This window comes from Stackebrandtia soli (assembly GCF_965137155.1).
GTDB lineage: Bacteria > Actinomycetota > Actinomycetes > Mycobacteriales > Micromonosporaceae > Stackebrandtia > Stackebrandtia soli.
Map to the genome: position 1 here is coordinate 1 of NZ_CBCRZX010000017.1, position 13,354 is coordinate 13,354.

Sequence of the window (13,354 nt, forward strand, 5' to 3'; positions counted from 1 at the left end):
GTCAGAGACGGCGGGGGCGGCGGGCCAGGCCGCCTTGGCACCATTCGGCGTAGTCGAACAGGTCCGGGTCGGCCGACAGCGCCTTCGTGTTGCTGACCCACAGGCGCACCCACGGGTCGCCCGTGTCCCATGCCGCGTCGAGGAGCCGTTTGACGAGTTTGCGGGGGTGGGCCCGGAACCTGGTCCGCACCGCGTCGGCGGCGTACAGATACAGGCAGTGCAGGGCGAACGTCCGCTTCGGGCACACCGGATCGGCGGCGAAACCGAGGATCGTCGGGACGAGGCGATCGTCGGCGAGCAGCAGGTCCCACTGCCGACTGATCTGTGGCGGCCCCGCGACCGGGTCGTACGCCCATGCCGTCAATTCATCCACGGTCGGTTCAACCGGGTTCGCGAAACCTTCGAAACCGTTGCGCTGCATGGTGAATGGCCTTTTCGACTGACGACGGGGGTGTCCGCATCGGGAACGGGTTGTCGACAGTCACGGTAGCGGGTGGGGACGACAACGCACAGCCGACCGGATCGACACACGGAGACGGGCGGACGTCGTCGACGTCCGCCCGATGATCGGAACCCGGCTCGAAACCGGGACGCTCTAGCCGAACAGCTCCGGCAGTGTCCTCGTGTGCGCCTCGCGGAGTTCATCCACGGACGCCGCGAACAGGCCGTCCACGTCGAGACCGTTCGCGCTCGAGTCGACTACGCCGAGCGGCGTCCACGGGACACCGTTCTCGTCGCACAACGCCCGGAACGCGGCCTCGTGCCCGCGCCGCACCGCGACGATCGCGCGCGCCGTCGACTCGCTGAACAACGCCACGAACGGGTCGATGTTCTCCGGGAGACGAACCCGGACGCCGACCTCGTGCCGCAGCACCGACTCCGCCAACGCCTGCGCGAGGCCGCCGTCGGACAGGTCGTGCGCGGCCGACACGTGCTCGACGTCGGCGGCACGGCGCAACACCGAGGCGAGCGCCTGCTCGGCCGCGAGGTCCACCACCGGCGGGACCCCGCCGAGGTGCTCGTGGCGGCGCCACGCCCATTCGGAACCGGAGAGTTCCTCGCGGGTGTCGCCGAGCAGCATGACGATGTCGCCGTCGGTGCGGAAACCACTCGACAGGCGGCGGTTCACGTCGTCGAGGACACCGAGGACGCCGACGACCGGCGTCGGGTGGATCGCGACGAGGCCGGTCTGGTTGTAGAAACTGACATTGCCGCCGGTAACGGGGATGCCGAGTTCGGCGCACCCGTCGGCGAGACCCCGGACCGCTTCGGCGAACTGCCACATGACCTCGGGGTCCTCGGGGGAACCGAAGTTCAGGCAGTCGGTGACGGCGATCGGGTTCGCGCCGGTCACGCCGACGTTGCGGTACGCCTCGGCGAGCGCGAGCTGCGCGCCCGCGTACGGGTCTAGCTTCGCGTACCGGCCGTTGCCGTCCGTCGAGATCGCGACCCCGACGCCGCTGGACTCGTCGATGCGGATGACGCCCGCGTCCTCGGGCTGCGCGAGAACCGTGTTGCCGCGCACGTAGTGGTCGTACTGCTCGGTGACCCACGTCTTGTCGCACAGGTTCGGCGACGCGAGCATGTCCAGCAGCGTCTCCCGTAGTTCATCGGGGGTGCCGGGCCGCGGCAGGGTCTCCGCGCGGTCGACGGCGACGAGGTCCCGGTCGGCGGGCTCCCGCATGGGCCGCTGGTACACGGGGCCGTCGTCGGCGAGGCTGCCCGGCGGGCAGTCGACGACGGTGTGGCCGTGCCAGTCGACGACGAGGCGGCCGCCGTCGTCACCGGCTTCGGTGACCTCGCCGATCGCTGTCGCGAGGACGCCCCACTTGTCGGCCACCGCGAACACGTCCTCCAGTTTGGAGGGTTCGACGATGAGGAGCATGCGCTCCTGGGATTCGCTCGCGAGGACCTCGTGCGGGCTCATCGACGCCTCACGGAGCGGCACGCGCTCGAGGTCGACGTGCATGCCGAGTTTCGCGGCGGCGGCCGTCTCGGAGAGGGCGCACGTCAGTCCGGCGCCGCCGAGGTCTTGGATGCCGGTGACGAGGCTCGCGTCGTACATCTCGAGGCACGACTCGATGAGCAGTTTCTCGGTGAACGGGTCGCCGACCTGGACGCTCGGGCGGGCGCTCTCGGTGCCCTCCTCGAACGTCGCGGAGGCGAGGACGGACACGCCGCCGATGCCGTCTCGGCCGGTCTTCGCGCCGAGCAGGACGACGACGTTGCCGATACCGGACGCGGCCATGGTCTGCAGCCGCGACACGGGGAGCACGCCGAGGCACAGCGCGTTGACGAGCGGGTTGCCCTGGTAGCACGGGTCGAAGACGATCTCGCCGCCGATGTTGGGCAGGCCGAGGCTGTTGCCGTACTGGGAGATGCCGCCGACGACGCCGGGGAGGACCCGTTTCGTGTCGGGGTGGGTCGCGGAGCCGAAACGCAGCGGATCCATGACGGCGATCGGGCGGGCGCCCATCGCGAGGATGTCGCGGACGATCCCGCCGATGCCTGTCGCGGCGCCCTGGTGCGGTTCGACGAAGCTCGGGTGGTTGTGCGATTCGACCTTGAAACTGACGGCGATCTCGTCCGTCACGCGGATGACGCCCGCGTTCTCGCCGATCCCGGCGAGCAGTCGGTCCGTCTTCGGGCTCTTCTCCGCGAAGTGCCTGAAGTGAACCCGGCTCGACTTGTACGAGCAGTGTTCGCTCCACATGATCGAGTACATCGCGAGTTCCGACCGGGTGGGTCGGCGACCGAGGATCGCGCGGATCTTGGCGTACTCGTCGTCGCGGAGCCCCAGTTCGGCGTATGGCTGCGCCTCGTCGGGGGTCGCGGTGGCCAGGCCGACGGTGTCCAACACGTCAGTAGCGTCCACAGTGCTCATCGGGTGGTTGCTCCCAAGTGTGCGAGAACGGAGGTGAATACGCCGAGTCCGTCCGTCGACGGGCCGGTCAGCGCCTCGACGGCGTGCTCGGGGTGCGGCATGAGACCGACGACGTTGCCCGCCGCGTTCGTCACTCCCGCGATGTCGCGCTGCGACCCGTTCGGGTTGCCGTCGACGTACCGGAACACGACGCGGTTCTCCGCCTCCAGCGTGTCGAGCGTCTTCTCGTCGGCGACGTAGCAGCCCTCGCCGTTCTTGACGGGAACGACGACGCGCTGCTCGGCGGTGAAGTCCGCCGTCCACGCGGTGTCGACGTTCTCGACCCGCATGGCCTGCGGACGGTTCCGGAAGTGCATGTGCCGGTTACGAGTCAGCGCACCCGGCAGCAGGTGCGACTCGCACAGGATCTGGAAGCCGTTGCAGATCCCCAGCACCGGCAGACCTGCGGACGCCGCGTCGGCGACGGTCTCCATGACGGCTGAGAACCGGGCGATCGCCCCGCACCGCAGATAGTCGCCGTAGGAGAAGCCCCCGGGGAGCACGACCGCGTTGACTCCGCGCAGGGCGCTGTCGTCGTGCCACAGCGATACGGGTGTCGCACCGGCGAGGCGAATGGCGCGGGCGGCGTCGACGTCGTCGAGCGAACCTGGGAACGTCACCACCCCGACCCGCGCGCTCATTGCGCCGGCTCCGGCTCCGCGTCGGACTCCACCCGGATCGTGAAGTCCTCGATGACCGGATTGGCCAGCAGGGCGTCCGCGATGGTGTTCGCCTGATCTCGCATGGTTTGTTCGTCGGTGCCGTCGGCGAAATCGAGTTCGATTCTCTTGCCGATTCGGACACCGGTGACGGTCGACGCGCCGAGACGAGGCAGCGCGCGAACGACCGCCTCCCCCTGCGGGTCGAGAATCTCTGGTTTGAGCATGACGTCGACGACGACGCGCGTCACGGACCCGCTCCTGTCGATAGATGGAAAACCCGCCACCAGAATATGTGCGAGTTTCCGCTTCGGCCATCCGCCCCCGGCGACATGACCAGCGTCTCAGGCACGCCCCCGGCAGCACGACCGCAGGTCACGACGCTCCCGCCGAAGCCCACGGGCTCCTCGACCGTACCGGTACCACCCGAATCCATCCACGCGCAACACCCCGGTGGGTGAACACGGATGCGGCGATTTCGACGAGGCCCGATCCGGACACAACGTCAGGCGCAGATCACGGTATGCGAGAACGTCACGGCGCCAATGCTTCGCGCCACTCCACCGCCGACGGTCGCGAAGTCGGGATCCTCTGTGCCACTTGGGATGATCGATCCGTTAGCCGTCGCCACACCATTCGAGGTCACCTCGGAGGCAGGGATAACGGCATGGTCCCCGCGCCGGATGTCGTACTCGCGCTCTCTCGCCGCGCTCGCGGGGCGCGCTGCGGTGGACGACATGACCGTTGGGTCGCCGGACCCGGAATCGGAGCCCGTTTGACCGACCACTGTGGGTTTTCCACAATCGGTTGGTCGTCCACAGTCTGGCGCGGCGGCGTTTGACAGCCACGCCTGAGCTGCGGCTAGGCTCGATTCCAATGGGGCGGAGGTTGGAGGCCCCCGAGGGGGGCGTCTCCGGCAGCACCGGCTCCGCTCCACTCGAGAACGAATCGACGAACCCCGCTACAAGATCGCGCCCGGCTTGTACGCCGCCGCGTCCGGATACCTGGCCACGATCTCGGCGACACGATTCGTCACCGCCGTGATCTGCGCGTCCGCCGCCCCCGTGAACGTCAACGGCGCGTCGATCAACTCGTCGAGGCGACGCCGATCCAAGCCGAGCCGGGCGTCCTTCGCCAGACGATCCAGCAGATCGTTGTCGACGGCGCCCTCCCGCATGTCCAACGCGACCGCGACCGCGTGCTCCTTGATGACCTCGTGCGCGACCTCCCGGCCGACACCCGCCTTCACGGCCGCGAGCAGGATCTTCGTCGTCGCGAGGAACGGCAGGTACCGCTCCAGCTCCCGCCCGATCACCGCCGGGAACGCGCCGAACTCGTCCAGCACCGTCGCCATCGTCACGAACAGGCCGTCCGCCGTGAAGAACGCGTCCGGCAGCGCGACCCGGCGCACCACCGAACACGACACGTCGCCCTCGTTCCACTGGCCGCCCGCGAGCTCGCCGACCATCGACGCGTACCCGCGCAACACGACCGCGAACCCGTTGATCCGTTCCGTCGACCGCGTGTTCATCTTGTGCGGCATCGCCGACGAGCCGACCTGCCCCTTCGCGAATCCCTCCGTCACGAGCTCCGCGCCCGCCATCAACCGGATCGACAGCGACAACGACGACGGACCGGCCGCCGCCTGAACCAACGCCGACACGACGTCGTAGTCGAGCGATCGGGGGTACACCTGACCGACGCTGTCCAACACACTCGCGAAGCCGAGGTGACCGGCGACCCGCCGCTCCAACTCCGCGAGCCGCTCCGCGTCCCCGTCGAACAGGTCAAGCTGGTCGGCGGCGGTGCCGACCGGGCCCTTGACGCCCCGCAACGGATACCGCCCCAGCAGCTCCTCGACCCGGTCGTACGCCACGAGCAGCTCCTGCGCCGCCGACGCGAACCGCTTCCCCAACGTCGTCGCCTGCGCGGGAACGTTGTGCGAACGGCCGACCATCGCGAGCGCCCGGTATTCGGCCGCGTGCTTCGCGAGCCGGGCGAGCGTCGCGACCATCCGGTCGCGGATCACGGCGAGCGAGTCGCGGATCTGGAGCTGTTCGACGTTCTCCGTCAGGTCGCGACTCGTCATTCCCTTGTGGATGTGTTCGTGTCCGGCGAGTGCGCTGAACTCCTCGATGCGCGCCTTCACGTCGTGGCGGGTGACCCGCTCGCGTTCCGCGATCGACGTGAGGTCCACGTCGTCGATGACGCGTTCGTAGGCGTCGATGACACCGTCCGGGACGGACACGCCCAGGTCGGACTGGGCGCGCAGCACCGCGACCCACAGGCGGCGCTCGGCGCGCACCTTCGCGGCGGGATCCCACAGGGACACGAGTTCGTCGGACGCGTAACGGGAGGCCAGCACGTTGGGAATCACGTGACCATTCTCGCGCACACCCGTCGCGACGTCGGACGACACACGGCCCCACTGTGACGTCGACAGTGGTGGCGTGCGTTCGGCCGCCCCGCCTCGGGGCGTCATACGACCGTTCGGGTATCGTCCTTCGCGGAGGATTCGCCTAGTGGCCTATGGCGCTCGCTTGGAAAGCGGGTTGGGTTAACGCCCTCAGGGGTTCGAATCCCCTATCCTCCGCCACAACGGGACAGGGACGCACCGGTCGGTGCGTCCCTGTTTCACGTCTCATCCAGGTGGGAAGAGCAGGACGTCGACGGCTGGGCCGTTGTCGAACGCGGCCCGGATGACCGGCTCGACCTCGTCCCATTCCAGGCCGCCGTTGCCGCAACCCAGGGCCGGAACGGCTATCGAGCGAATGTCGAGTTCTTCAACGGCCTCGACTAGGGCGACGAGTCCGGCCTCGATGTCCGGCAGTGTCGATGTCGCTCGCCAGTGGCCTTTCGTCGGGAAGTTGACGACGTATCGGGGGCCGCTCGTTCGACGGGTCGGCCAGACGTGCATCCGTCCCAGCACGATGTCGCCCTTGCTCGCGGCGGCCCTGTAGGCCGTGAACATCTCCGGGTACCGGCGCTTGAACTGTAGGGCGATCCCCTTTCCCATGACGCCCGCCGTGTTGACGGCGTTGACCAGTGCGTCCACGTCGGCCGCGAGCAGATCTCCACGGGTCGGGGTGATCGTTGGCTCTCCCATTCCTCAGGGGTACCACCGTGGTGTGACATGCGAGCGCCTCGGCGGGGCATCTTCTCGATGTCCATCGGTCGCGAACCGCGGCGAATCGGCTGCCGGGAGGCGTGATGTCAATCGGTCGGTTCCCGGAACGCGCGTCGGTAGGCGCCGGGTGTGGTGCCGAGGGCGTCGCGGAATCGCCGCCGCAGGTTCGTCGCCGAGGACAGGCCGACACGACGCGCGACGACGTCGACCGGCAGCGGGGTGTGTTCGAGGAGCACCCTGGCCGCGTCGATCCGTCGTCGCAGGAGCCACTGGCCGGGGCCGACGCCGAGGTTCTCGGTGAATCGACGGGCGAGCGTCCTCTCCGACACGCCCGCGTGCCGTGCCATGTCCGTCACGCCGATCGGCTTCCCGAGGCGTCCCTCGATCCAGTCGAGGAGCGGTCCGAGTTCGGGGCTGTCCGGGGGAACCGGTGTCGTAGCGTACTGCAGTTGGCCGCCGTGACGGTGCGGCGGGAGGACCATGTGTCGGGCGATCTCGTTGGCGTACGCGGCGCCGGCGTCGCCACGGACCAGGTGCAGACCGAGGTCGATGCCGGCGGCGGTGCCCGCGCTGGACGCGATGTCGCCGAGGTCGACGTACAGCTCGTCCTCGGCGACTTCTATCCGAGGATGTTCGCGGCGCAGGTCGTCCGCCATGCGCCAGTGCGCGGTCGCTCGCCGGCCGTCGAGCAATCCCGTCTGCGCCAGCAGGAAGACGCCCGAGCAGATGGACACGAGCCGGGCTCCGCGCGCGTGGGCTCGGCGGAGGGCGTCGAGTACGACGTCGGGGGCCGCACGGTCGTGCTCGTGGTACCCGGGGATCACGACGGTGTCGGCGCGATCGAGCGCGTCCATCCCGTGTTGAATGTGGAGGGTCAGCCCGCCGACGGTACCGACGGCGCCGGGGCGTTCGGTGCAGACCTCGAACGCGTAGTGGCGCCGCAGCCCAGCCCGCGCGGTGCCGAACACCTCCGCGACGGACGCCAGCTCGAAGAGCGCCTGGGGCGGCATGACGAGGGCGACGACTCGATGCTCGGCCATGGCCGGATAGTACCCATTGGTGTCAGATCTGCCACTGTCACTGGGGCGGGTGGGTTTCCTAGCATCGGCGCATGACGACGATCCAGGGAATCAACATCGACGACGTCGAACCCGTCGAGGTCGCGCCGGGCATCTTTCGGCGGCGGCTGACGGCGACGGACAGGGCCCGGGCGTGGCTGATCGATTTCGGGCCGGGAACACGGTGGCCGGACGTGGACGTGCACGAGTCGGAGGAGCGGTACTTCGTGATCGACGGCGAGATCGTCGAAGGGGACACCCGCTACCCGGCGGGCAGCTATGTGGTGCTCGCGAAAGGCTCGGCGCACCAACCGGGAAGCGAGACCGGCGGCCGAATGCTCGGGATCACCATCTTCGAGCCGTGATCCCGCCTCGTCCGCGTCGAACGCCGACGACTCGGAACACGCGACGGCGCCCGCCCCCGTTGATGGGGGGGCGGGCGCCGTCCGCGATCACGCGTCGCGGCGGATGAAGGCCGTCAGGCCGGCTCCGGCGGAGACAACGGCCCACCCGACGGCCGCGACGGCGGCGGTCTCGGGAGTCAACCGGGAGTCGACCGCCACGCCCGCCAGCTGCGCGGGGAGGCTGGGCAGGGCCAGGTCGTGCGCCCAGAGGCCGACCGGCGCGGGTAGGAACATCGCGAGGATCGGGAGGATCAGCAGGAGCAAGGTCATGATGACCTGGGTCCCGGCGAGGGAGCGGGTGAGCGCCGCGAAGCCGAAGGCGGTGACGGCGATGACGACCATGACGGCGATGTTGGCCACCGTCAGCGCGAACGCGGAACTCACCGTCTCCCATGGACGGATGGGCGCGGGCAGGTCGGCCGTCACGAGGTCGGTGACGAGGATCGCGGCGACGGACAGGACCGCCGCGAGGACGAGGGTCGCGCCTACAACGACGGCGAGTTTGCTGCCGTACAGGCGGCGACGGTTCGGAACTGCCATCAGCGTGGTGTGAATCGAGCCCGTCGCGTACTCGCTCGTCATCACCATCGCCGCGATCACGGCTATCAGGTACTGCGCGAACGGTATGAGCGGGATGGTGACGTCGGCGGCGGCGAACGTCGCCTGGTCCGCCGCAGACGAGCCGCGCCAGTCGGCGACCATCGCGGAGGCGATGACGGTGCAGACGATGAACAGGGCGGCCGTCGCCGCGAGCAGGTAGTGCGTGGACCGGACGCTGCGGAACTTCAGCCATTCAGCGGCGAGAATCGACATCGGCGTTCCCTTCGGTGTAGTCGGTGTGGTCGGCGGTGAGCCGCAGGTACGCGTCCTCGAGGGACGCCGATCGCGGGGTGAGTTCGGTGAGGACGACGCCGTTTCCGGCGGCGATCCGCCCGAGTTCGGTGTGCGGCAGCCCGACGACGATGAGCGCGTCGTCCTCGGTGGTGACCTGGCCTCCCGCGTCGGCGAACACCGTCGTGGCGCGGGTGGGGTCGTCGGTGCGGACGAGGACGTCGGTGCGGTGTCGCGCCGTCATCTCCGCTATGGACGATTCGAGGAGCAGTCGTCCTCGGCCGAGGACGAGGATCCGGTCGGCGGTGAGCGCCATCTCCGTCATGAGGTGGCTGGAGACCAGGACGGTTCGGCCCTCCGCGGCGAGGCGGCGCATCAGTCCGCGGATCCAGCGGATGCCCTCAGGGTCGAGGCCGTTGACGGGCTCGTCGAACAGCAGGACGCCGGGGTCGCCGAGGAGCGCGGCCGCGACGCCGAGCCGTTGACGCATGCCGAGCGAGTACCCCTTGACGCGGCGGTGGGCGACGTCGGTGAGGCCGACCGTGTCGAGGACCTCGGCGACGCGGCGACGTCCGATGCGGTTGCTGCGGGCGAGTGCCGTCAGGTGCGTGACGGCGTTGTATCCACCGTGGACGGCGGACGCGTCGAGCAGGGCGCCGATCTCGGTCAACGGACGGGGTGTGTTCCGGTAGGGCCGCCCGTTGACGAGCGCGGAACCGCTCGTCGGCGCGTCGAGGCCGAGGATCATCCGCATCGTGGTCGATTTGCCGGCGCCGTTGGGCCCGAGGAAACCGGTGACCGCGCCGCCGCGAATCGTGAAACTGAGATCGGACACGGCGGTGACGGGGCCGTATCTCTTGGTGAGTTCGTGTACGTCGATCATGTGTTCAACGGTCGCCGGAAACGCCCGCCCGCGCATCGGAGCGTGGTGGGCACCTTCGGGTCCCACCGGGGTTCGACGCCGACGACGGCGCCGTGGGGGCGTCATACCGTGGGAGGACGTACGACGGTAGGTGTCGCGTCGTCGACGCGCGGAATACGGTCGGGGCATGCCCCTCTTGGATTCCCTGCTCGGTCGCCGCACGAGCGCGCCCCAGTACCTGTTCGACATCACCGGCGCGGTGACGATCGTGCTGATCATGGGTCCGTTGGTCGTGACGACCGAACCCGAGGGAACTCCACTGTGGCAGATCACGGGTGTCGCGCGGGTTCTGCTGCCGTTGCTCATCGGGCTGCCGCTGGCGGTGGCGCGCGTGTGGCCGGTCGCGGCGTTGGCGCTCGTGTTCACGGGCATGACGGGCATGACCTTGGCGGGGGCGACGAAGGAGCCGTACCTGGCGACGGGGATCGCCCTGTTCTACGTCGCGGCGTTCCGGTCGGTGCGGGTGTCCGCGTGGTCGTTGGCGGGGGTGCTGTTCGGGGCGGGCTTGTCGTTGCTGCCGGTGTACGGCTCGGAGGGCGCGATCCGTGTCGGCGGGCTGCTGGGGTTGATCGCCCTCGTCAACGGCTCGTCGTGGGTGATCGGGCAGGCGGCTCGGCTGCGGCAGTCGGCGTTGCGGCGACGGAGGGAGAGCGAGGATCGGCGACGGCTCGTCGACGAGAGGCTGCGAATCGCGCGGGAGTTGCACGACGTGGTGGCGCACAGCATGAGTGTCGTGACGGTCAAGGCCGGCGTGTCGGCGCTGGTCACGACGGACCCGGTGGCGGCGGAGGCGTTGGAGACCATCGAGCGGACGAGTCGGGAGGCGCTCGTCGAGCTGCGTCACATGCTCGGGGTTCTGCGCGCGGAGACTTCGACGGGCGGTGAGGACGCGCCGCTCGGGCCGGCCCCGAAATTGTCCGAACTGGATTCTGTCGTGTCGGCGGCGGAGTTGGCGGGAGTCACCGTCACCGTCGACGTGGGTCGGCTCCCGCCGTTGCCCGACGGGGTGGAGTTGGCGGCTTTTCGGATCGTGCAGGAGGCGGTCACGAACGTCATCCGGCACTCCGGTGCCGAGTCCTGCGCCGTCGACCTCGGGGTGGTCGACGACTGCCTGGTGGTCGCCGTGGTCGATGGCGGCGGGGGTGCGCCCCGTCCGGCCCCGGACGGGGGTGGGCACGGGTTGATCGGTCTGCGCGAACGGGTCGCCGTCTACGGTGGGGACTTCGTCGCGGGTCGGCGAGGCACCGGTTTCGCCGTCACCGCCCGTATTCCGATCGGAGAACGACCTTGAGCGACGAGACGACGGTCCTCATCGCCGACGATCAGGCCCTGTTGCGTGGGAGCTTTCGCATGCTCGTCGACGTCTCTCCGGGGCTGCGCGCGGTCGGGGAGGCCGCGCACGGCGCGGAGGCCGTCGAACTGGCGACGCGGCTGCGACCCGACGTCGTCCTCATGGACATTCGCATGCCCGACATGGACGGTATCGAGGCGACTCGGCGGATCTGTTCGGCCGATGTGGACACGAAGGTGCTCATCGTGACCACCTTCGACCTGGACTCCTATGTGTATGAATCCTTGCGGGCGGGCGCGAGCGGCTTCCTCCTCAAGGACACTCCGCCGCGTGAACTGCTCGCGGCGATCCAGGTCATCGCCGCCGGAGACGGTCTGCTGTCGCCGACGGTCACGCGTCGGCTGATCGCCGAGTTCGCGCGAACGCCGACCGCGCCTCCGGTCGGGGGTCGGCTCGGGTCGCTGACGAAACGGGAGCGCGAAGTCCTGACACTCATCGCGCGCGGGCTGTCCAACGGCGAACTCGCGACGCACCTGTTCCTCAGCCCCACCACGGTCAAGACCCATATCGGACGGATACTCGCGAAGCTCGGCGCGCGCGACCGCGCGCAACTCGTCATCGCGGCCTACGAGGGAGGACTCGTCGCGCCGCCTCGACGGTGACGGCACGCCGATGGCACTTTGTCGGCACGGGTTAGCCTGCATCGAGATATTGATGCAAAACGAAATGGAGTTTGGTGTGGCGGACCCCGTGTTCGACAAGAAGGATCAGCTGAAGCAGATCGAGGAGAGCCTCCTCGACGGCGAGCACATCCTCGCCGTGTACGACGCCATCGGCGTCGCCACCGGGTTCATCGGGATGACGAACAAGCGCGTCATCATCATGGACAAGTCGTTCGTGGGCGAGCGGATCGCCTTGACGTCGATCCCCTACGCCCGGATCTCCAGCGTCAGCGTGACGAGCAACCGCTCATTCGCGGGCCAGTACTTCTCTTCCGGGTCCCTGGCGATCCACGTGGGAACGTCCATCTACGAGGTCGAGTTCCGTGGCGACAAGAAGACCCACCACACGCACCAACTGATCATGCACCACATCACCCTGTAGCACCGTTCGCGAACCCGTCCGGCGAGAGCGCTCGACGCTCGTCCGGCCCACGTGGTCGCGAACGACGACCGAGCGCCGCCCCCGAAGTGAATCGGAGGCGGCGCTCGGTTCAGGTCAGGCGCCCCAGTGCGTCAGACAGAACGGGTGACCGGCCGGGTCGAGAAGGACCCGCCAGCGGTCACCGCCCGGCTGGAAGTCGGGGATGGTCGCGCCGAGTTCGACGCAGCGAGCCTGTGCCTCGTCGAAGTCACCGACGGCCAGGTCGAGGTGGAACTGCTTGCGGCCCTCCGGGTCGGGCCACGGGGGCGGGGTGTAGTCGTCGACGCGGCCGAACCCGAGGGCGGGCCCGTCGTCCCGGGTGAGCATGACGGCGTCGTCGTCCTCGTAGGCGACCGTCCAACCGAACAGCTGCGAGTAGAAACGCCCGAGTTCCCCCGGTTCGGCGCAGTCGACGGTGAACATCGCCAGTCTGATGTCTTCGCTCATGGCGATGAAGATAGGTCGCGCCTACGACAGGCACGCCGGTTCAGCGGTTCGGCGGCTGCCAGATGACGAGCGCGGTCTCCGTGCTGACGCGGGTGCGTCTGGCCAGGTTGAACGGCCCGACGGCCGCCTCGAGCTCGTCGCGTTCGGTCTCGAGCGACGACACGTGCTCCATCAGCTCGTGGACGTGCACGCGCAGCGAGGAGACCTGATTCTCGAGCTCCATGATGCGTTTGATGCCCGCGAGATTGACGCCGTCCTCCTGGCTGAGCCGTTGGATCTCCCGGAGTCTGGCGACGTCTCGCAGGCTGTATCTGCGTCCACCGCCCGGGGTCCGCGCGGGTTCGACGAGGCCGAGCCGGTCGTACTGGCGAAGCGTCTGCGGGTGCATGCCCGCCATCTGAGCCGCGACCGAGATGACGAGCATCTTGGCGTCGACCGCGGCGTCACGCATCGGCGGCTGCTGCGCCGCTCTGGAACGTCGATTCCCCGTCACCGTGTCCACCTCAATCCTTCGGTCTCGCGCGCTTCGCGCCTGTCTTCAAGCCTGCC

The 13,354-nt window shown here is 69.0% G+C and carries 15 protein-coding genes and 1 tRNA gene; 5 read left to right on the forward strand and 11 right to left on the reverse strand.

Features of this window, described 5'->3' with window-relative positions; all coding sequences use genetic code 11:
* Position 1 precedes the first annotated feature (1 nt).
* The 5 genes from ACM9NP_RS11875 to purB all read right to left on the reverse strand — a co-directional run bounded on the left by ACM9NP_RS11875 (position 2) and on the right by purB (position 5,959).
* Positions 2 to 421 carry a hypothetical protein gene (locus ACM9NP_RS11875; protein ID WP_415646714.1) on the reverse strand — a complete coding sequence of 140 codons (420 nt, stop codon included), beginning with the start codon at positions 419 to 421 and terminating at the stop codon, positions 2 to 4.
* 174 nt (positions 422 to 595) lie between these two features.
* Entirely contained in the window at positions 596 to 2,884 is a 2,289-nt protein-coding gene (purL, locus tag ACM9NP_RS11880; protein WP_415646715.1) for a phosphoribosylformylglycinamidine synthase subunit PurL, read from the reverse strand.
* Positions 2,881 to 3,564 (reverse strand): phosphoribosylformylglycinamidine synthase subunit PurQ, encoded by a 684-nt coding sequence (gene purQ, locus ACM9NP_RS11885; protein WP_415646716.1) that lies wholly within the window; start codon positions 3,562 to 3,564, stop codon positions 2,881 to 2,883. The genes purL and purQ overlap by 4 nt, the downstream gene beginning before the upstream one ends.
* A complete protein-coding gene (purS, locus tag ACM9NP_RS11890) occupies positions 3,561 to 3,833 on the reverse strand; it encodes a phosphoribosylformylglycinamidine synthase subunit PurS (protein ID WP_415646717.1) in 273 nt (90 codons plus the stop codon). Before purS ends, purQ begins: the two co-directional genes overlap by 4 nt.
* Positions 3,834 to 4,543: 710 nt before the next feature.
* A complete protein-coding gene (gene purB / locus ACM9NP_RS11895) occupies positions 4,544 to 5,959 on the reverse strand; it encodes an adenylosuccinate lyase (RefSeq protein WP_415646718.1) in 1,416 nt (471 codons plus the stop codon).
* A 131-nt stretch (positions 5,960 to 6,090) separates the two neighbouring features.
* Between purB and ACM9NP_RS11900 the strand changes: the two genes are divergently transcribed.
* Positions 6,091 to 6,178: transfer RNA gene (locus ACM9NP_RS11900), tRNA-Ser, on the forward strand.
* Positions 6,179 to 6,223: 45 nt separating this feature from the next.
* Here ACM9NP_RS11900 and ACM9NP_RS11905 read toward each other — a convergent pair.
* Positions 6,224 to 6,688 (reverse strand): macro domain-containing protein, encoded by a 465-nt coding sequence (locus ACM9NP_RS11905; protein ID WP_415646719.1) that lies wholly within the window; start codon positions 6,686 to 6,688, stop codon positions 6,224 to 6,226.
* 107 nt (positions 6,689 to 6,795) lie between these two features.
* Positions 6,796 to 7,749, reverse strand: coding sequence for a GlxA family transcriptional regulator (locus ACM9NP_RS11910; RefSeq protein WP_415646720.1), 954 nt, complete (start codon positions 7,747 to 7,749; stop codon positions 6,796 to 6,798).
* Between the two features lie 71 nt (positions 7,750 to 7,820).
* Here ACM9NP_RS11910 and ACM9NP_RS11915 point away from each other — a divergent pair, with 71 nt between their 5' ends.
* Positions 7,821 to 8,132 (forward strand): cupin domain-containing protein, encoded by a 312-nt coding sequence (locus ACM9NP_RS11915; protein WP_415646721.1) that lies wholly within the window; start codon positions 7,821 to 7,823, stop codon positions 8,130 to 8,132.
* Positions 8,133 to 8,219: 87 nt separating this feature from the next.
* On the opposite strand, the gene ACM9NP_RS11920 is transcribed toward ACM9NP_RS11915, so the two are convergent.
* The gene (locus tag ACM9NP_RS11920) at positions 8,220 to 8,984 is read right to left on the reverse strand and encodes an ABC transporter permease (protein WP_415646722.1); all 765 of its coding nucleotides are present in this window, start codon (positions 8,982 to 8,984) and stop codon (positions 8,220 to 8,222) included.
* Positions 8,965 to 9,885, reverse strand: a complete 921-nt coding sequence (locus ACM9NP_RS11925; RefSeq protein ID WP_415646723.1) for an ATP-binding cassette domain-containing protein — start codon at positions 9,883 to 9,885, stop codon at positions 8,965 to 8,967. Before ACM9NP_RS11925 ends, ACM9NP_RS11920 begins: the two co-directional genes overlap by 20 nt.
* A 166-nt stretch (positions 9,886 to 10,051) precedes the next feature.
* Between ACM9NP_RS11925 and ACM9NP_RS11930 the strand changes: the two genes are divergently transcribed.
* The 3 genes from ACM9NP_RS11930 (at position 10,052) to ACM9NP_RS11940 (ending at position 12,319) form a co-directional block, all read left to right on the forward strand.
* A complete protein-coding gene (locus ACM9NP_RS11930) occupies positions 10,052 to 11,215 on the forward strand; it encodes a sensor histidine kinase (RefSeq protein WP_415646724.1) in 1,164 nt (387 codons plus the stop codon).
* Positions 11,212 to 11,877 carry a response regulator gene (locus ACM9NP_RS11935; RefSeq protein ID WP_415646725.1) on the forward strand — a complete coding sequence of 222 codons (666 nt, stop codon included), beginning with the start codon at positions 11,212 to 11,214 and terminating at the stop codon, positions 11,875 to 11,877. The genes ACM9NP_RS11930 and ACM9NP_RS11935 overlap by 4 nt, the downstream gene beginning before the upstream one ends.
* Before the next feature lie 76 nt (positions 11,878 to 11,953).
* Positions 11,954 to 12,319 (forward strand): PH domain-containing protein, encoded by a 366-nt coding sequence (locus tag ACM9NP_RS11940; RefSeq protein WP_415646726.1) that lies wholly within the window; start codon positions 11,954 to 11,956, stop codon positions 12,317 to 12,319.
* Between the two features lie 114 nt (positions 12,320 to 12,433).
* Here ACM9NP_RS11940 and ACM9NP_RS11945 read toward each other — a convergent pair whose 3' ends face one another.
* Both ACM9NP_RS11945 and ACM9NP_RS11950 read right to left on the reverse strand, forming a co-directional pair.
* Positions 12,434 to 12,805: a VOC family protein gene (locus ACM9NP_RS11945; protein WP_415646727.1), complete on the reverse strand. Its 372-nt coding sequence runs from the start codon at positions 12,803 to 12,805 to the stop codon at positions 12,434 to 12,436.
* Positions 12,806 to 12,845: 40 nt separating this feature from the next.
* Complete coding sequence (locus ACM9NP_RS11950; RefSeq protein ID WP_415646788.1) at positions 12,846 to 13,256, reverse strand: heat shock protein transcriptional repressor HspR; 411 nt, start codon at positions 13,254 to 13,256, stop codon at positions 12,846 to 12,848.
* Positions 13,257 to 13,354 lie beyond the last annotated feature (98 nt).

Bases quoted from the DNA above. Each gene is read 5' to 3' on its own strand.
- ACM9NP_RS11875 (WP_415646714.1), bottom strand. From the start codon at position 421: ATGCAGCGCAACGGTTTCGAAGGTTTCGCGAACCCGGTTGAACCGACC.
- purL (WP_415646715.1), bottom strand. From the start codon at position 2,884: ATGAGCACTGTGGACGCTACTGACGTGTTGGACACCGTCGGCCTGGCC.
- purQ (WP_415646716.1), bottom strand. From the start codon at position 3,564: ATGAGCGCGCGGGTCGGGGTGGTGACGTTCCCAGGTTCGCTCGACGAC.
- ACM9NP_RS11905 (WP_415646719.1), bottom strand. From the start codon at position 6,688: ATGGGAGAGCCAACGATCACCCCGACCCGTGGAGATCTGCTCGCGGCC.
- ACM9NP_RS11910 (WP_415646720.1), bottom strand. From the start codon at position 7,749: ATGGCCGAGCATCGAGTCGTCGCCCTCGTCATGCCGCCCCAGGCGCTC.
- ACM9NP_RS11915 (WP_415646721.1), top strand. From the start codon at position 7,821: ATGACGACGATCCAGGGAATCAACATCGACGACGTCGAACCCGTCGAG.
- ACM9NP_RS11920 (WP_415646722.1), bottom strand. From the start codon at position 8,984: ATGTCGATTCTCGCCGCTGAATGGCTGAAGTTCCGCAGCGTCCGGTCC.
- ACM9NP_RS11925 (WP_415646723.1), bottom strand. From the start codon at position 9,885: ATGATCGACGTACACGAACTCACCAAGAGATACGGCCCCGTCACCGCC.
- ACM9NP_RS11930 (WP_415646724.1), top strand. From the start codon at position 10,052: ATGCCCCTCTTGGATTCCCTGCTCGGTCGCCGCACGAGCGCGCCCCAG.
- ACM9NP_RS11945 (WP_415646727.1), bottom strand. From the start codon at position 12,805: ATGAGCGAAGACATCAGACTGGCGATGTTCACCGTCGACTGCGCCGAA.
- ACM9NP_RS11950 (WP_415646788.1), bottom strand. From the start codon at position 13,256: ATGCGTGACGCCGCGGTCGACGCCAAGATGCTCGTCATCTCGGTCGCG.